The sequence below is a fragment of the Amycolatopsis sp. CA-211722 genome (genome assembly GCF_056828465.1).
In genome coordinates this window covers 1,144,822-1,160,915 of record NZ_CP184752.1, presented here as the reverse complement: position 1 = coordinate 1,160,915, position 16,094 = coordinate 1,144,822, and the positions used below count along the sequence as shown (strand labels likewise).

16 protein-coding genes are annotated in these 16,094 nt (G+C 69.5%); 10 read left to right on the top strand and 6 right to left on the bottom strand.

Annotated elements, in window-relative coordinates; all coding sequences use genetic code 11:
* Positions 1-140: 140 nt before the first annotated feature.
* Positions 141-1,091 carry an acyl-CoA desaturase gene (locus ACOCEP_RS05660; RefSeq protein ID WP_482336131.1) on the top strand — a complete coding sequence of 317 codons (951 nt, stop codon included), beginning with the start codon at positions 141-143 and terminating at the stop codon, positions 1,089-1,091.
* Positions 1,092-1,189: 98 nt separating this feature from the next.
* Positions 1,190-1,783, top strand: a complete 594-nt coding sequence (locus ACOCEP_RS05655; RefSeq protein WP_037342446.1) for a TetR/AcrR family transcriptional regulator — start codon at positions 1,190-1,192, stop codon at positions 1,781-1,783.
* Between the two features lies 1 nt (position 1,784).
* Here ACOCEP_RS05655 and ACOCEP_RS05650 read toward each other — a convergent pair whose 3' ends face one another.
* Both ACOCEP_RS05650 and ACOCEP_RS05645 read right to left on the bottom strand, forming a co-directional pair.
* A complete protein-coding gene (locus ACOCEP_RS05650; RefSeq protein ID WP_482336130.1) occupies positions 1,785-2,177 on the bottom strand; it encodes an NUDIX hydrolase in 393 nt (130 codons plus the stop codon).
* Between the two features lie 3 nt (positions 2,178-2,180).
* Positions 2,181-2,702: an isochorismatase family protein gene (locus ACOCEP_RS05645; RefSeq protein ID WP_482336129.1), complete on the bottom strand. Its 522-nt coding sequence runs from the start codon at positions 2,700-2,702 to the stop codon at positions 2,181-2,183.
* A gap of 32 nt (positions 2,703-2,734) precedes the next feature.
* Between ACOCEP_RS05645 and ACOCEP_RS05640 the strand changes: the two genes are divergently transcribed.
* Positions 2,735-3,460 carry an SDR family NAD(P)-dependent oxidoreductase gene (locus ACOCEP_RS05640; protein WP_482336127.1) on the top strand — a complete coding sequence of 242 codons (726 nt, stop codon included), beginning with the start codon at positions 2,735-2,737 and terminating at the stop codon, positions 3,458-3,460.
* On the opposite strand, the gene ACOCEP_RS05635 is transcribed toward ACOCEP_RS05640, so the two are convergent.
* The 3 genes from ACOCEP_RS05635 to ACOCEP_RS05625 are packed head-to-tail and all read right to left on the bottom strand — an operon-like array spanning position 3,457 to position 6,488.
* Entirely contained in the window at positions 3,457-4,641 is a 1,185-nt protein-coding gene (locus ACOCEP_RS05635) for a PQQ-dependent sugar dehydrogenase (RefSeq protein ID WP_482336126.1), read from the bottom strand. The two genes, ACOCEP_RS05640 and ACOCEP_RS05635, sit on opposite strands and share 4 nt — an antisense overlap.
* Before the next feature lie 21 nt (positions 4,642-4,662).
* A complete protein-coding gene (locus ACOCEP_RS05630; RefSeq protein ID WP_482336125.1) occupies positions 4,663-5,325 on the bottom strand; it encodes a response regulator in 663 nt (220 codons plus the stop codon).
* A complete protein-coding gene (locus ACOCEP_RS05625; protein WP_482336124.1) occupies positions 5,322-6,488 on the bottom strand; it encodes a sensor histidine kinase in 1,167 nt (388 codons plus the stop codon). The genes ACOCEP_RS05630 and ACOCEP_RS05625 overlap by 4 nt, the downstream gene beginning before the upstream one ends.
* Positions 6,489-6,619: 131 nt before the next feature.
* Between ACOCEP_RS05625 and ACOCEP_RS05620 the strand changes: the two genes are divergently transcribed.
* Positions 6,620-7,249: a class I SAM-dependent methyltransferase gene (locus ACOCEP_RS05620; RefSeq protein ID WP_482336123.1), complete on the top strand. Its 630-nt coding sequence runs from the start codon at positions 6,620-6,622 to the stop codon at positions 7,247-7,249.
* Here the strand turns inward: ACOCEP_RS05620 and ACOCEP_RS05615 are convergent.
* Entirely contained in the window at positions 7,176-7,940 is a 765-nt protein-coding gene (locus ACOCEP_RS05615) for an MmyB family transcriptional regulator (protein WP_482336122.1), read from the bottom strand. The genes ACOCEP_RS05620 and ACOCEP_RS05615 overlap by 74 nt on opposite strands.
* Before the next feature lie 86 nt (positions 7,941-8,026).
* Here ACOCEP_RS05615 and ACOCEP_RS05610 point away from each other — a divergent pair, with 86 nt between their 5' ends.
* From ACOCEP_RS05610 to ACOCEP_RS05585, 6 genes are all read left to right on the top strand, one after another.
* Entirely contained in the window at positions 8,027-8,941 is a 915-nt protein-coding gene (locus ACOCEP_RS05610; RefSeq protein WP_482336121.1) for an LLM class flavin-dependent oxidoreductase, read from the top strand.
* A 56-nt stretch (positions 8,942-8,997) separates the two neighbouring features.
* On the top strand, positions 8,998-12,552 hold the full coding sequence (gene mfd, locus ACOCEP_RS05605; RefSeq protein WP_482339598.1) for a transcription-repair coupling factor: 3,555 nt from the start codon (positions 8,998-9,000) through the stop codon (positions 12,550-12,552).
* 69 nt (positions 12,553-12,621) lie between these two features.
* Positions 12,622-13,626: a SurA N-terminal domain-containing protein gene (locus ACOCEP_RS05600; RefSeq protein ID WP_482336120.1), complete on the top strand. Its 1,005-nt coding sequence runs from the start codon at positions 12,622-12,624 to the stop codon at positions 13,624-13,626.
* Positions 13,623-14,546 carry a nucleoside triphosphate pyrophosphohydrolase gene (locus ACOCEP_RS05595; RefSeq protein ID WP_482336119.1) on the top strand — a complete coding sequence of 308 codons (924 nt, stop codon included), beginning with the start codon at positions 13,623-13,625 and terminating at the stop codon, positions 14,544-14,546. The genes ACOCEP_RS05600 and ACOCEP_RS05595 overlap by 4 nt, the downstream gene beginning before the upstream one ends.
* A gap of 178 nt (positions 14,547-14,724) precedes the next feature.
* Entirely contained in the window at positions 14,725-15,267 is a 543-nt protein-coding gene (locus ACOCEP_RS05590) for an RNA polymerase sigma factor (RefSeq protein ID WP_482339596.1), read from the top strand.
* Entirely contained in the window at positions 15,264-16,079 is an 816-nt protein-coding gene (locus tag ACOCEP_RS05585) for an anti-sigma factor family protein (RefSeq protein ID WP_482336118.1), read from the top strand. Before ACOCEP_RS05590 ends, ACOCEP_RS05585 begins: the two co-directional genes overlap by 4 nt.
* The last annotated feature ends 15 nt before the right edge of the window (positions 16,080-16,094 follow it).

Sequence of the window (16,094 nt, the reverse complement as noted above, 5' to 3'; positions counted from 1 at the left end):
CCGCGTGCGCCCGGGGGTTGCCTCACCTTCGCGGGCACTCCACAGGGGACGAAACCTCCTGTACCGTAACTTACGGCATCGTAGGTAAGGTCACCCTTAGGGAAACCCTCAAGGGCTGCTCGTAGAAAAGAAGTGACTGCATGACGGCTACCCTGGACCAGTCCCAGAAGCCCGCGAAGGGCCCCAAACCGGTCACCGAAGGACAGCGATCGAGCGCTGTGCAGCTTTCGGTCTACCTGGGGGTCATCTTTCCGCTCGCCGCGTTGCTCGCGGCCGTCCCGTTCGCCTGGGGCTGGGGACTGACCTGGGTCGACGTCGGCCTGTTCGTCTTCTTCTACGCGATCAGCGGGCTGGGTATCACCGTTTCGTATCACCGCTACTTCACGCACGGCTCGTTCAAGGCCAAGCCGTGGCTGCGCGTCGCCATGGCGATCGCCGGCAGCATGGCCGTCCAGGGCCCCGTGATCACCTGGGTCGCCGACCACCGGCGCCACCACGCCTTCTCCGACCGCGACGGCGACCCGCATTCGCCGTGGCTGTTCGGCACCTCGCCGCTCGCCATCGCGAAGGGGTTCTGGCACGCGCACATGGGCTGGCTGTTCGACCGCGACCAGACCAACGCGGAGCGGTTCGCGCCGGACCTGGTCAAGGACCCGGCCATCAAGAAGGTCGACGACCTGTTCTGGCTGTGGAGCCTGCTCACCCTGGTGCTGCCCGCGATCCTCGGTGGACTGATCACCTGGTCGTTCTGGGGCGCGGTGACCGCTTTCTTCTGGGCCGGGCTGGTGCGCGTCTGCGTGCTGCACCACGTGACCTGGTCGGTCAACTCGGTCTGCCACATGATCGGCGAGCGCCCGTTCGCGGCCCGCGACAAATCGGCCAACTTCTGGCCGCTGGCGATCTTCTCCTTCGGCGAGTCGTGGCACAACCTGCACCACGCGGACCCGACTTCGGCGCGGCACGGTGTGCAGCGCGGCCAGATCGACATTTCCGCGCGGCTGATCTGGATCTTCGAGAAGTGCGGCTGGGCCTACGACGTGCGCTGGCCGACTCCGCAGCGCCTCGCGCGCATCGCCACTGAAAGCAAATAGCGAGGTCGCGTTAGTCTTCTGCGATGGCGGGGAGAAGGCGGACCAAACGTGAAGCGGTCACCGGGGCGCGTCCTGTGGCCCCGGTGGCCCGAGTGCGGATGACGGGTACCGAGCGCAGGCAGCAACTGCTCAACGTCGCCAGGGCCCTTTTCGCGGAGAAGGGTTTCGAAGGCACGTCCATCGAGGAGATCGCGCACCGCGCGAACGTCTCCAAACCGGTGGTCTACGAGCATTTCGGCGGTAAGGAAGGCATTTACGCGGTCGTCGTCGACCGCGAGACGCAGCTGCTGCTCGACCGGATGGTGTCCACCCTCCACGGTGGACATCCGAGGGTGATGCTGGAGCAGGCGGCGATCGCGTTGCTGTCCTACGTCGAGGATTCCCACGACGGCTTCCGCATCCTGGTGCGGGATTCGCCGGTCGCGAGTTCGACGGGCACGTTCTCGACGGTGCTGAACGACATCGCCAGCCAGGTCGAGCACATTCTCGCGCAGCAGTTCGCCGCGCGGGGCTACGACGAGAAGCTGGCCGCGCTGTACGCGCAGGCGCTCGTCGGGATGGTCGCGCTCACCGGGCAGTGGTGGCTCGACGCCCGGAAACCGAAGCGCGACGAGGTCGCCGCGCATCTGGTCAACCTCGCCTGGAACGGGCTGTCCAATTTGGAGCACAAGCCCAAGTTGCGGCTGCACTGAGTCAGTGCAGGAGGCCGGTCTCCCGCAGGTGATCGAAGATGATCTTGTCCACCGCCGAGACCTGCTCCCTGTCCGCGTGGCCGAGCCACGCGATTTCGTCGATTTCGCTGCTGGCCGTGAGTGTTCCGCTGAATCCGGCCGCGTAGCAGGTCATCCTGACCAGGAGCCCCGTCGCGTGGCCATCGGCCTGCGCTTCGAAGACACCGGCGGGCTCGATACTCGCCGGATCGATCTCGACCGTCAGCTCCTCACGGATCTCCCGGATCAGGGTCTCCGCGTCGGTTTCGCCGGATTCGCGTTTGCCGCCGGGCAGGTAGAACACGGATTTGCCGCGTGACCGGGTGCTCAGGATCCGGCCGTCGCGCAGGTGCAGCCAAGCGATTTTGTCGATCATGGTTCAGCCCAGCGCCGCGGCGGTCTCGGCGGTCGTGAGCACTTCGCCCAGCCGCGGGAACACCTTCGTGATCGCCGATTCGTGAGAGATCGCGGCGATACCCGCCATCGCGTCCGAAACGGCGATCGTCTCGTAGGCGTGATCGACCGCGGCCCGCAGCGTCGATTCGACACCGTATTCCGTGGCGATCCCGGCGAGCACCAGCGTCTCCACGCCGAGTCCTCGGAGGAGTTCGTCGAGCCCGGTGCGATAGAACGCGCCGATCGTGTTCTTGGTGATCAGGTGCTCACCGTCGCGCGGGGTCAGTTCGGCGACCAGTTCGCTGCCGGGCGGCTGCTCGTCGACGTTCGGCCGGTGCGCGCGCACGTGGACGATCGGCGAGCCGGCCGCGCTGAAGGCCTCTCGCAGCAGGACAGCGTTCGACACGACCTCGGTGCCTTCGATCGGGACGGTCTCCAGCGCGACGATCCGGGTCTGGAGGTCGATCAGGACGAGCGCCGTCGTCGCCGGGTCGATCTTCGTCATGCGGGGAAGCCTAGTGTCCCTATCCTCGAGACATGGGGAAGAACAGGGAAGTAGTGGTCACCGGCGGCGGAACGGGAATCGGCTACGCGGTCGCGGCGGCGTTCGCCGCGCGCGGTGACCGGGTGACGATCACCGGTCGCCGCGAACAGGTCCTCACCGAAGCCGCCACTTTGCTCGGCGCGAACCCGGTCCCGTTCGACGCGGCCGATCCGGACGCGGTGGAACGGGCGCTGGCCGCGTTGCCGGAGCGCGTCGACGTCCTGGTCAACAACGCGGGCGGGAACACCGACTTCAGCAACGGGCAGGCCGAAGACCTGAAGTCGTTCGCCGCGAACTGGCAGGCGAACCTGGACGCGAACGTGTTCAGCGCCGTGCTCGTCACCCGGGCCTTGCGGGAAAGGTTCGCCGACGGCGCGCGGATCGTCACCATCGGCTCCATCGCCGCGCGGACGGGAGCGGGTTCCTACGGTGCCGCCAAGGCCGCTCTGGAGGCATGGAACGTCGACGTGGCAAGGGAATTCGGGCCGCGCGGGATCACCGCGAACGTCGTCGCGCCCGGGCTGGTCGGGGACACCGAGTTCTTCCAGGGCAAGCTCTCCGACGAACGCCGGACGTGGCTGATCGGCAACACGCTGACCAAACGCGCCGGCGAGCCCGCGGACGTCGCCGAAGTGGTGGCCTTCCTGGCGAGCCCGGAGGCGCGGCACGTCACCGGTCAGATCGTCCACGTCAACGGAGGCGCGCACCTCGGCCATTAGGCGCCGGGGGTGACCTTCAGCAGCTTGTCGTCCTGGCCTTCCGAAGTCGTGATGTAGAGCGAACCGTCGGGCGCGCTCCGGACGGCGCGAAGCCTGCCGAACTTGTCGTCGAACTCGGGCGGCAGTGTCACTTCGGTGACCTTGCCCGCGTCGTCGAGGCGGAACAGCAGGAGTTTCTGGCCCTTCAGCGCGGTCACGGCAAGAGAGCCTTCGAGCGCCCCCCACCGCGATCCGGTGAGGAACTCCGCGCCGCAGATCGCCTCGGTGATCTCACCGGTCGTCCACAAAGGACTGACGGCGTCCGGGAAGCGCTGCTTGTCGGTCATCGGGACGCTTTCGTCGTAGCTGGTCTCGGTGCCGCCCTTGGACGGGTCCCAGCCGTAGTTCGCGCCCGCGGTCTCCAGGTTGACCTCGTCGTCGATCGTCGGCCCGTGCTCGGCGGTGAACACCTGCCCGGTGCCCGGGCGGACCGTGACGCCCTGGACGTTGCGGTGCCCGTAGGTGAACACGCGCTGTTCGTTCGGGTTCGCCGACGAGATGAACGGGTTGTCCGGCAACGCGTTCCCGGTCTTCGCGTCGATGCGCAGCACCTTGCCGCCGAGACTCGTCCGGTCCTGCGGATGCTGCGGACGGGCGGTGTCGCCGGTGCCGACGAGCAGCGCGCCGTCCGCCCCGAACGCGGGACGGCAGCCGGAGTGCCTGCCGCTGGGGTTCACCGGCAGCCCGGTCAGCAGGTCTTTGACCTTCGTGGCGCTCGCGCCGTCCTCCGCCAGCCGCCAGGTGACCAGCCGGATGTCGGCGGCGGTGTCGCCCTCCTTGTGGGTCTGGCAGGTGATGAATTCGCGAGAAGTGGCGAAGTCCTTGCTGATCACCATCCCCATCAGGCCGCCTTCGCCGCGGACGTGGACGTCGGAGAAGTCGGCGGAGACGTCGCGCTTCGTGCCGCCTTCGATCAGGGCCAGCTTCCCCGGACGCTGGGTGACGAGGATCTTGCCGTCCGGGAGGAAACCGACGTCCCAGCCGTGTTCGAGCCCGGCCGTCACCTGCTCGACCTTCAGCGCCGACACGGCGGGCTTCGAAGTGACCGGTGGTGCGCTCTGCACCGTCTCGCTCGAAGCCCCGGAACAGCCCGTGACCAGCAAGGACAGGGAAGCGAACGCGACGGCGGCGGAAGTGCGCATATCTTCAGCATGCCACCGTGTTCAACCACCCGCGCGAACCAAACCGCTTTCGTAGGCGAACACGACCGCGTGCACCCGGTCGCGCAGTGAGAGCTTCGCGAGGATCCGGCCGACGTGGGTTTTCACCGTCGTTTCGCCGATGTAGAGCTTCGCGGCGATCTCGCTGTTCGCGAGCCCGCGCGCGATGAGCGCGAGGACGTCCTTCTCGCGTTCGGTCAGCTTCTCCAGCCGCTTGCTTTCGCCGCCGTCACGGGCATCGTCCAGATAGCGGTCCAGCAGGCGTTTCGTGACCGAAGGCGAAACCATCGAATCCCCGCGAAGCACGCCTCGGATCGCGACGAGGATTTCTTCGGCCGGAGCGTCTTTGACCAGGAATCCGCTGGCGCCGGCGCGTAACGCCGCGTACGCGTATTCGTCGAGATCGAAGGTGGTGATCATCAGGACACGTGTCCCGGGCAGTGCCGCGCAGATCCGCTCCGTGGCCGCGACGCCGTCGAGCACCGGCATCCGGACGTCCATCAGGACCAGGTCCGGCCGCAGCCGCAGCGCGGTTTCGACCGCTTCGGCCCCGTTGGCGGCTTCACCGGCGACGGTCAGGTCCTCCTGGCTCGTGACGATCATGGCCATCCCGACGCGGACCAGCTCCTGGTCGTCGCAGATCAGCACCTTCACCGGGGACGTCATCCGGCCTCCACCACCAGGCTCGCGGCCACCCGGTAACCGCCGTCGCGGGTCGGCCCGGTGTCGAGTGTCCCGTGGAACATCTCCACCCGCTGTGCCATCCCCGCCAGACCGCGGCCCGACGACGGCAGCCTTGGCGCGGGCGGGCCGGAACCACCGGTGTTCGTCACTTCGATCCGGACGTCGCGGCGTGGGCCGTCCTCGCTGAAATCGATTTCGACGGTTCCGCTCGCGTCGCCGGGCGCGTGTTTGATCATGTTCGTGAGCGCCTCCTGGACGATCCAGTAGGCCTGGAGCGTGGCGCTGGGTGGCAGCCCGTCGGCGTCACCGGTGACCCGGAGGCCGACGTCGCGGCCCGTCGCGCTCACTTGCTCGACCAAATCGCGAAGTTCCGCGACGGCGGGCTGCGGGCTTCGAGCGGTTTCGCCCGCGTGGAGGACCTCCAGGAGACGCCGTAATTCGGCCAGCGCGTCGCGCCCGGCCTTGCCGATCGTGTCGAGTGTGCGGTCGACGGCTTCGGGGTCCTTGTGGCGCATGAGCTTCGCGCCCTCGGCGTTGATCACGATGACACTCACGCTGTGGGCGAGGACGTCGTGCAGTTCGCGGGCGATCCGGGTGCGTTCCTCGGCGACCGCCGCCCGCGCGCGGGCGTCCTGTTCGGAGGCGGCCAGCGCCGCCTTCACCGCTTCCTCGTCCGAGAGGCGTTGGCGGGCGCGGAAGAATTCGCCGAGTGCCCAGGCCGCGACGTGCAGCGGGATCGTCGCGACGATCGTGATCTCCGGCCCCTGCTCGATGGTGGCTCCCCAGGTGAGGCCCCAGGTGACGTCGAGGGAGACGATGACGACGGCGATCAGCGCGGCGAACCGGCGATTCCCCGCGCGGACCAGCGTGTAGAGCGCGACGGCCATCGCCAGTTCGCCGCGGCCGCGGTCGTAGGCCCAGAACTCCACGAGGTACTGCGCGGTCACGCCCGCGACGACCAGCGCCGCGACGATTTCGGGATGACGCCGCCGCCAGAGCAGCGGCACGACGAAGAGGTACGGCACGAGCAGGATCGCCTTGGGGACCGGCGACGACCCCGTCGGCGCGAGGAAGACGAACCACGCGAACAGCGGCAGGTCGGTCACCCACGGGTGGGCGCGGATCCGTTCGGACAACCTGAGCACGTCCCGAACGTAACCGCGGCGGGCACGGACGCGCGTCGTTCTGGGGTACCCCTGCTGTCCTCCCGGGGGAGGACGGGGCCGGACGTCGCGGCCGACGCGGGGCCACGGAATCCGTTCCTAGCGTCGGGATCATGTCGATCACCAGGGAATTCCTCCGCCATCCGATGCTCACCGGGGCCGTCGCGGCCAGCTCTTCGAAACTCGCCGAAGCCATGACCGCGGGCCTGGGGCTGGAGAACGCCAGGCTCGTCGTCGAACTGGGGCCCGGTACGGGTGTGTTCACCGGCGCCGTCCTCCGGCGGCTGCCGCCCGGCGCCCGCCTGGTCGCCGTCGAGATCAATCCCCGGCTCGCCGGCGACCTGCGCGAGCGATATCCGGAGGTCGAGATCGTCCAGGGATCCGCCGAGAACCTGGACGACCACGTGCGCGAATCCGCCGACGTCGTGGTCTCCGGTCTGCCGTGGACGGTGATGACGGAGGACCGCCAGGAACGGATTCACGACCAGGTGACCGGGATCCTGGTCCCGAACGGGCGGTTCACGACCTTCGCCTACGCGCACGCGGCCTGGACCCCGCCGGGCAGGCGGTTCGCCGCCGGACTGCGTGACCGGTTCGCGGTGACCGGGCGGACCCCGATCGTCTGGCCGAATCTGCCGCCCGCGTTCGTGCACCGCGCGGCGCTGCCGGTCAGCGCGTCAGGATCGCGGCCGTCTCGGCGTCGGCGGGCAGGAAAGTCTCCAGTTTCAATTCCGACACCGTGACGTCGGCCGCGGTCGCGAACGTCGTGATGGCCGTGATCAGCCGCAGCTCACCCGCCGAGGTCGACAGGCGCATCGGCACGGCGAACCCGAGATGGTCCGGGCCGGGCGGACCCGGCTCCGGAACGTAACCTTCGAGTTCGGCCAGCAACGCGGTGAGCTGCTCGTCGGGCGCGTGCGCGATCTCCTGCGTCAGCCGCTCCAGGATGTGCCGCGCCCAATCCGCGAGGTTCCGCACCCGAGGCGCCATCCCCTTCGGATGCAGCGCGAGCCGCAGGGTGTTGACCGGTTCTTGCAGCAGTTCGGGCGCCACGTCCTCGAAGAGCAGGTCGAGCGCGTCGTTGCGGGCGACGAGCACGCCGTGGCGGTCGACCACGATGGCCGGGTACGGCCGGTGCCCGTCGAGCAGCCGCCGCATGCCGTCCAGGACCGGCTTCAACCCGGGATCGTCGAGTTTCGTTTCGGGGAAACCGGGGGCGTATCCGGCGGCGAGCAGCAGGCCGTTGCGCTCCCGGAGCGGGAGTTCGAGGGATTCGGCGACGCGCAGCACCAGCCCGCGGCCGGGGATCGACCGGCCGCCTTCCAGGAAACTCACATGCCGTTGGGTGGTCCCGGCCCGGAGCGCCAGTTCCAGCTGGGACAGCCGCCGCCGCTCGCGCCAGCCCTTCAGCGCGGGGCCGAATCCGGAAACCATGGCCGTCATCTTGGCCGAGCCGTCGCGGGCGCCGCCATTCCCTCGAAGGAATTGAGACGATTCCCCGCCGCGGTGATGCTCCCGGCATGAAATTCGGTCTGGTCGTCCCCACTTATCGGCCCATCCTCGACGCCGGGCGCACCGCGCCGGAAATGGTCGCGATCGCGGTCGAAGCCGAACGTCTCGGCTTCGATTCGGTCTGGGCCGGCGACACGCTCGCGAAGGCGCCCATCGATTCGTTGACGTTGCTCGGCGCGTTCGCCGCCAGAACCGAGCGGGTCACCCTGGGCACCGCCGCACTGCTTCCGGCGTTGCGGGATCCGCTGCTTTCCGCGAACGCGATCCTCTCGCTCGACCTGCTCAGCCAGGGCCGGATCACGCTCGGCGTCGGCGCGGGGTTCGCCGGCCGCAGCGAACCCGAGTTCGCCTTCGCCCGCGTTCCCTGGGAACGCCGCCGTGCCCGGCTCGACGACATCGTCGCGCTGTGGCGGCACGTCTGGAGCGGGAAGGGTGGTCCGTTCCACGGCGAGGTGCTGCACTACGACACGCTTCCGGAGTACGCGGAACCGCACCGCCCGGGTGGTCCGCCGGTGTGGCTGGCCGCGTTCACCCCGGGCGCGCTCGAGCGGGCCGGGCGGCTTTACGACGGCTGGCTGCCGTATCCGCCCGACGTCGCGGACTACGCCGCCGGGCTCGCGAAAATCCGCGAATCGGCCGTCCGCCCCGTGACGCCCGCGTTGTTCGCGACGGTGCTCATCGAGGAGGACCCGGGGCGGACCCGCGAGCGGCTGGAGGACTACGCACAGCGGAATTACGGCGTTCCGCTGGACTTCGTCGAGAAGATCCAAATGCAGATCGCGGGCAGCCCGGCGCAGGTCGCCGACCGGTTGCGCGAATACCAGGACGCGGGCGCCGAACACGTGCTGATCCGGATCGCGACGCAGGAACCGGCCGAGTTCGACGAACAGCTCCCGAAGGTCGCCCTCGCCCTGCCCAGGTGATCGCGCGGCGGACTGTCGGTGCTCCCACGTAGGCTGTGACGGTGACAAACGCTCCATTGTCCGGACTCCTTCATTCCATCCTTCCCGATCCGGCCCTGCGCGGGGTCGTCGAGCGGGCCGGTGCCCCGGTGCTCGAACTCCAGGGCGCCATCGCCACCCGCCAACTGGTCGTCGGCGCCCTCGCCGCGGACGAGGGCGCCGGCCGCCCCGTGCTCGCGGTGACCGCGACCGGCCGCGAGGCCGACGAATTGACCGCTTCGCTGAAGTCCTTCCTCGGCGAAGGCGCCGTCGCCGACTTCCCGTCCTGGGAGACGCTGCCGCACGAGCGGCTGTCGCCGAGGGCGGACACCGTCGGGCGGCGGCTGGAGGTGCTCCACCGGCTCGAGACGGGCGCCGACGGCCTGCGCGTCGTCGTCGCGACCGTCCGCAGCCTCATCCAGCCGATGGCGCCCGGGCTCGGTTCGCTCGCGCCGATCGATCTGGTGGTCGGCGAGGAGCAGAGTTTCGAAGGTCTGCTGGAGCGGCTGGTCGAGCTCGCGTACACGCGGGTGGACATGGTCGAGAAACGCGGCGAGTTCGCCGTGCGCGGCGGCATCCTCGACCTGTTCGGGCCGACGGCGCAGCATCCGGTGCGGGTCGAGTTCTGGGGCGACGAGGTCAGTGAGATCCGCGCGTTCGCGGTGTCCGATCAGCGGTCGCTGCCGGGGGAGATCCAGCGCGTCAGCGCGCCGCCGTGCCGTGAGCTGCTGCTCACCGAGCCGGTCCGCGCGAAGGCGGCCGAGCTCGCGACGACGTACGAGGCCGACGCGCAGCTCACCGAGATGCTCACCAAACTCTCCGGCGGCGTGCCCGTCGAGGGGATGGAGGCGCTCATCCCGGTGCTGTGCGAGGGCGAGCTGGAGCTGCTGACCGACGCGATGCCCCAGGGCACGCACGTGCTGCTCGCGGATCCGGAGAAGATCCGCGCCCGCGCCGCCGACCTGGTCCGCACCGGGCAGGAGTTCCTCGAAGCGTCCTGGACCACGGCCGCCGCGGGCGGTCAGGCGCCGATCGACCTCGGCGCGTCCGCGTACCGGGACCTGGCGGGCATCGCGAAGCACGCTCAGGAGACGAAGCGCCCTTGGTGGACGCTGACGCAGCTGGCCAGCGACGATCCCGACGTCTACCGCGTCTCGATCGAGGCCGCCCCGAACTACCGCGGCGAGGTCGAGCGCGCGACGACGGACCTGCGCGCGCATACGGCCGCGGGCGGGACGGCGGTGCTCGTCGTCGCCGGGCACGGTACGGCGGCCCGCGCCGTCGAGCAGCTGTCGGCGGGCGACGTGCCCGCGTCCCTCGCGGAAGGCATCACCGGTCCGCTCACACCGGGCGTCGTGACCGTGACGTGCGGCGGTCTTTCGGACGGTTTCGTCTCGCCGGAACGCGCGCTCGTGGTGCTGTCCGAATCGGATCTCACCGGTCGCGGCTCGGGTGCCGGGACGTCCACAAAGGACTTCAGTACGAAGATGCCGTCGCGGCGCCGCAACGCCGTCGATCCGCTCGCCCTCAAGGCCGGTGACTACGTCGTGCACGACCAGCACGGCATCGGCCGGTTCGTGGAGATGGTGCAGCGCACCGTCGCCGGCGCGACCCGCGAGTACCTGCTGCTGGAGTACGCCTCCTCCAAACGCGGCCACCCGGGGGACCGGTTGTTCGTCCCGACGGATCAGCTCGACGAGGTCTCGCGCTACGTCGGTGGCGAGCTGCCGACGCTGAACAAGCTCGGTGGGTCGGACTGGAAGAACACGAAGGCCAAGGCGAAGAAGGCCGTCAAGGAGATCGCCGCCGAGCTCGTGCAGCTCTACGCGGCGCGGCAGGCCGCTCCTGGGCACGCGTTCGGGCAGGACACCCCGTGGCAGGGCGAACTCGAAGACGCCTTCCCGTTCACCGAGACCAACGATCAGCTCGCCGCGATCGACGAGGTCAAGGCGGATATGGAACGCGGCGTCCCGATGGACCGCGTCATCTGCGGCGACGTCGGCTACGGCAAGACCGAGATCGCGGTGCGCGCGGCGTTCAAGGCGGTGCAGGACGGCAAGCAGGTCGCGGTGCTGGTGCCCACCACGCTGCTCGCGCAACAGCACCTCAACACCTTCACCGAACGGATGAGTTCGTTCCCGGTGAAGATCAAGGGACTTTCGCGGTTCACCTCGAAACCCGAATCGGACGCGATCCTCGAACAGCTCGCTTCGGGCGACGTCGACATCGTGATCGGCACGCATCGCCTGCTGCAGACCGGGATCCGGTACAAGGACCTCGGCCTGGTGATCGTCGACGAGGAGCAGCGGTTCGGCGTCGAGCACAAGGAACACATCAAGGCGCTGCGGACGCACGTCGACGTGCTGACCATGTCGGCGACGCCCATCCCGCGGACACTGGAGATGTCGCTCGCCGGCATCCGTGAGATGTCCACGATCCTGACCCCGCCCGAGGACAGGCACCCGATCCTGACCTACGTCGGCGCGTACGACGACAAACAGGTCGGCGCCGCGATCAGGCGCGAGCTGCTGCGCGACGGCCAGGTTTTCTACGTGCACAACAGGGTTTCCTCGATCGAGAAGGCCGCGAAGCGGATTCGCGAGCTGGTGCCGGAGGCGCGCGTCGTCACCGCGCACGGGCAGATGAACGAGGAGAAACTCGAGAAGATCATCCAGGGTTTCTGGGAGAACGAGTACGACGTGCTCGTCTGCACCACGATCGTCGAGACCGGGCTGGACATCTCGAACGCCAACACCCTGCTCGTGGAACGAGGTGACCTGCTGGGTCTCGCGCAGCTGCACCAGCTGCGCGGCCGGGTCGGGCGCGGGCGTGAGCGCGGGTACGCGTACTTCCTGTACCCGCCCGAGGCCCCGCTCACCGAGACGGCGCACGACCGGCTGGCGACCATCGCGCAGAACACCGAATTGGGCGCCGGTATGGCCGTCGCGATGAAGGACCTGGAGATCCGCGGCGCGGGCAACATCCTCGGCGCGGAGCAGTCCGGGCATATCGCGGGCGTCGGTTTCGATCTGTACGTGCGGCTCGTCGGCGAAGCGGTCGACGCGTTCCGCCGGCACGCGGGGGCGGAGACCTCCGACGAGGAGGAGCTCGCCGAGGTCCGCGTGGATCTTCCGGTGGACGCGCATATCCCGCACGACTACGTGCCGGGCGAACGGCTGCGGCTGGAGGCGTACCGCAAGATCGCGGCCGCGCCCGACCAGGCCGGGCTCGACGCCGTCCGCGAGGAACTGGTCGACCGCTACGGCCAGCCTCCCGCCCCGGTACGGCGCCTGCTCGCGGTCGCCGCGTTCCGGCACACCTGCCGCGCGGCCGGGGTCACCGAGGTCTCCGCCCAGGGCACGTCGATCCGGTTCGCGCCGCTGCCGCTGGCGGATTCGCAGATGGTGCGGCTGAAGCGCTTGTACCCCAAGGCTCTCTACAAGGCGGTGACGAACACGGTCTCCGTGCCCAAGCCGACGGAAGGCCCGGCGGGCGGGCGGATGGGCGCCCCCGCGTTGCGAGACGAGGAACTGCTGGACTGGTGCGCGAAGCTGCTGACGAATCTGATGAAGTCACCGGCGCCCGTCGCGTGATCCGAGCCCGAATCGCGACTTACGACCTGGTTCTCTCGCCGGGGCCGGTATGAGAGGGTAGGCCCTGTGATGCGGATCATGGGGCGCCGTCGTGCGCTGCTCGGGGTTGTTGCCGGTTCTCTCCTTCTCGCCGGATGCAACGCCGGACCCGGGCAGGTCGGAGCGGCGGTGATCGTCGACGGCAGGACGGTCTCGGTGGATCGCGTGCAGCAGCTGATCGACAAGGCCGTTCGTGAGCACCCGTACGGGCAGCAGCTCGCCAAGGAGCACAAGCTCGACCTCGTCGGCCGCGAGATCGTCCGCCAGGAGATCCTGCACGACCTCACCGAACGCGCCGCTCAGCGGGAAGGCATCGGGGTCGACGAATCCCTCGTGGCGAACGCGTTGCAGAACGATCCGCTGGCGAAGCCGATGGCGGCCAACCCGCAGGACGATCCCGAGCTCAGTGTCGAGCAGCTGGTGGCGCGGGTGCGGGACCACCGCGAGGCACTGGTCGACGCGGCGCTGCAGACGCAGCTCGCGATGAAGTACCTGGACAAGCTCACCGTCACGTTCGACTTCAGCTCGGTCTCCTCGACCGACGCCACCGGTGCCGACGCGGACCAGCTGCGCGAGCAGGCGATCGAGAAGGCCCGTCGCTTCGCCGCTTCGCCGAACGCGGCCGCCGAGCTGATCGCGCAGGACCAGCAGACCTCCGACACGCAGGCGGGCACCGGCCAGAAGCTCCCTGCGATGCAGTCGCCCGCGACCGCGGCCACCGTCCTGTTCGGTCTCGAACCCAACACCGTCGCCGCCTTCCAGCCGACACCGCAGCAGCCGCTTTGGGTCGTCGTCGTGATGCGTGAGCGGACCGCGGACAAGCCCGTCGCGTCGGATCAGGCCGCGCGGCCCACCGCTCAGCAGCTGGCCAAGGTCGGTGTCCGGCTCCTCCAGTCGTACCTCGGCCAGGTCGACCTCAAGGTGAACCCGCGCTACGGCGTGTGGGATGTTGTCGAGATGGACCTCGCGCCCAACGAAGCTTCGAAGAAGGGCATCGTGCTGCCTGTGCACGGTGCCGCCCCGCAAAACCCGTGACCGCTGCCGTCGTCGTGATCGCCCGTGGTGCGACACTGCCCGCCGCGGCACTCACGATCCTGCGGAGCAGCGGTGCCGTGTACGCGGCTTCCGATGTCGATCCCGAGGTGTTCGGGGTGCCCGCCCTCGGTGAGGCGCAGATGCGCGACCTCGTGCTCATCGCCGGTTCTCGCCGGGAGCCGAAGGCCGCGGCGCTGATCAGGGCCGGAGCGCGGGTGATCGAAGCGCCCGTCCCGCCGCTGGTCGAGGCCGCCGAGGTGATGGACCGGCTGCGCTCGCCGGGCGGATGCCCGTGGGACGCCGTGCAGACACACGAGTCGCTGCGTCAATACCTGGTCGAGGAGACCTACGAGCTGCTCGACGCGATCGAAGAGGGCGACCGGGTCGCCCTGCGAGAGGAACTCGGCGACGTCCTGCTCCAGGTGCTGTTCCACGCGCGCGTCGCGGCCGAGGACGCCGGCGATCCGTTCGGGATCGACGAGGTCGCTTCCGAGCTGGTCACGAAACTCGTCGGACGTCATCCGCATGTCTTCGCCGACGCTCCCCGGGTCGAGACCGTCAGCGACCAGAACCTCAAGTGGGAAGAACTGAAGCAGGCCGAGAAGAGCCGCCAGTCCATTGTGGACGGGGTCGCGCTCGGCCAGCCCGCCGTGGCGCTGGCCGGGAAGCTCGGCCAGCGCAGCGGCCGGGCGGGGATCCCGCTCGACCTGTTCCCCGACGGATCCGAAGCGGCCGCCCAGCTGTTCCGGGTGGCCGCGACCGCGCGCCGCGCGGGGATCGATCCGGAAGGCGAGCTCCGTGCCGTCGCGAAGCGGTTCGCCCGCGACATCCGGGACGCCGAACAGGCCGCGCGCGACGCCGGTCTGGAGCCGACGACGCTCGAGGCCGACGGCTGGCGCAAGTTCTGGCCGGGTTCCTGAGGGCTGCGGACCGGCGCTCACGTGCGTCCGCGGGTGTCGCGAAAGCCACTTCCGCGACGTCTGATGTCCCGAAAGTGGCTTTCGCGACGCAGTCGTCCCGCGGCCTCAAGCGCCGCATCTGTGACACAGGACACAATCGGGTGAGAACCGTTTCGGTGATCTCGGCGTCTTGCCGGATGTGAAGGGAACGGAACCGGACGAAGAGCAGCTCGTCCGCCGCACGGCCAAAGGTGACCGGGCGGCGTTCGAGGAGCTCTACCGCCGCACGTCGCCGTGGCTGGCCGTGCGCCTGCGCCGTCGCTGCGCCGACGAACAGATCGTCGCCGAGGTGATGCAGGAGACCTACCTCGCGGTCTGGCGCGCGGCCGGCGCGTTCGCCGGTTCGGCCGTCGGCGGGAGCGCCGTGGGCTGGCTGTGGACGATCGCCGCGCGCCGGCTGGTCGACGCCTTCCGCCGCCGGGCGAAGTTCGCACAGCCGCTGCCGGTCGCGGAAACGGCCGTTTCACCCGCGGCCGAGGACGAGGCGCTGGCCGGCGCGGTCGGCGACCACGTCGGCGACGCGCTGCGACGGCTCGCTCCCGAACTCCGTCAGGTCCTGCAGGCCATGGTGCTCGACGGGCTGACCGTCCGGGAGACCGCGGTCCTGCTCGGCCTGCCGGAAGGAACCGTCAAAACCCGCGCCAGGCGGGCTCGGATCGCGATGCGGGAGGCGCTGTCGTGAACAAGGAACACGTGTCCGATCAGCTCCTCGCCGGGTACGTCCGCGGGGACGACGGCTTGGCGGGCGACGAGATCTGGGCGGTCGAAGCCCATCTCGAATCGTGCGCGGAATGCCGGGGGAGACTGTCCGCGCTCAGCCTTCCGACGGTGTCCGCGCTGGTGGACGACGTCTGGGCCGGGCTGCGGCCGAAGCTCGCCGAAGCGGGCCCGAGCCCGATGCGAAGCCGGTGGGCCGGACGGCTGCACAGCTGGGTGACACCGGTGATGCTGCCGTGGCTGGTGATGATCCTGGTGATCCCGGCGATCGGCTTCCTGCTGGACGCGGCCGGGTTCACCGGCAGCGGGGACTACTCGTTCGTCCAGCTGTTCTCGCCGGTGCTGCCGGTGCTCGGGGTCGCGGTGTCGTGGGCCAAAGGGCTCGATCCCGCGTACGAACTCGTCACTTCGACGCCGAGGGCCGGGCTCTACCTGCTGCTGCGCCGGACGACGGCGGTCCTCGTGGTCGTCCTGCCGATCCAGGGTCTTTCGAGCTGGCTCGCCGACGGCGGATTCGGGCTCGGTCTCCTGCCGAGCCTGGCCTTCACCACCGGGACGCTCGCGCTCGGCGGTGTGATCGGGGTGACGCGGGCGGCCTATGTCCTCACCGGGGTCTGGATGGCGGTGATCTTGGCGCCCGCGGTGGCTTCGCAAGGTCGCGCCACCGCGCTCGAACCCCGGTTGCTCCCGGTGTGGGGCGCGCTCTTCGCGCTGACCGCGGTCGTGGTGGTGCTCCGGCGGAGCGTCTTCGGCCTGCTCACCGGATCCGAACGATGAACGAAGGGGAGAACA

Excerpts from the sequence above, each read along its gene's own strand:
- ACOCEP_RS05610 (WP_482336121.1), top strand. The coding sequence starts at position 8,027 with ATGAAATTCGGTCTGGTCGTCCCCACTTATCGGCCCATCCTCGACGCC.
- ACOCEP_RS05660 (WP_482336131.1), top strand. The coding sequence starts at position 141 with ATGACGGCTACCCTGGACCAGTCCCAGAAGCCCGCGAAGGGCCCCAAA.
- ACOCEP_RS05650 (WP_482336130.1), bottom strand. The coding sequence starts at position 2,177 with ATGATCGACAAAATCGCTTGGCTGCACCTGCGCGACGGCCGGATCCTG.
- ACOCEP_RS05640 (WP_482336127.1), top strand. The coding sequence starts at position 2,735 with ATGGGGAAGAACAGGGAAGTAGTGGTCACCGGCGGCGGAACGGGAATC.
- ACOCEP_RS05600 (WP_482336120.1), top strand. The coding sequence starts at position 12,622 with ATGCGGATCATGGGGCGCCGTCGTGCGCTGCTCGGGGTTGTTGCCGGT.
- ACOCEP_RS05655 (WP_037342446.1), top strand. The coding sequence starts at position 1,190 with ATGACGGGTACCGAGCGCAGGCAGCAACTGCTCAACGTCGCCAGGGCC.
- ACOCEP_RS05635 (WP_482336126.1), bottom strand. The coding sequence starts at position 4,641 with ATGCGCACTTCCGCCGCCGTCGCGTTCGCTTCCCTGTCCTTGCTGGTC.
- ACOCEP_RS05645 (WP_482336129.1), bottom strand. The coding sequence starts at position 2,702 with ATGACGAAGATCGACCCGGCGACGACGGCGCTCGTCCTGATCGACCTC.
- ACOCEP_RS05615 (WP_482336122.1), bottom strand. The coding sequence starts at position 7,940 with ATGGTTTCCGGATTCGGCCCCGCGCTGAAGGGCTGGCGCGAGCGGCGG.
- ACOCEP_RS05620 (WP_482336123.1), top strand. The coding sequence starts at position 6,620 with ATGTCGATCACCAGGGAATTCCTCCGCCATCCGATGCTCACCGGGGCC.
- ACOCEP_RS05630 (WP_482336125.1), bottom strand. The coding sequence starts at position 5,325 with ATGACGTCCCCGGTGAAGGTGCTGATCTGCGACGACCAGGAGCTGGTC.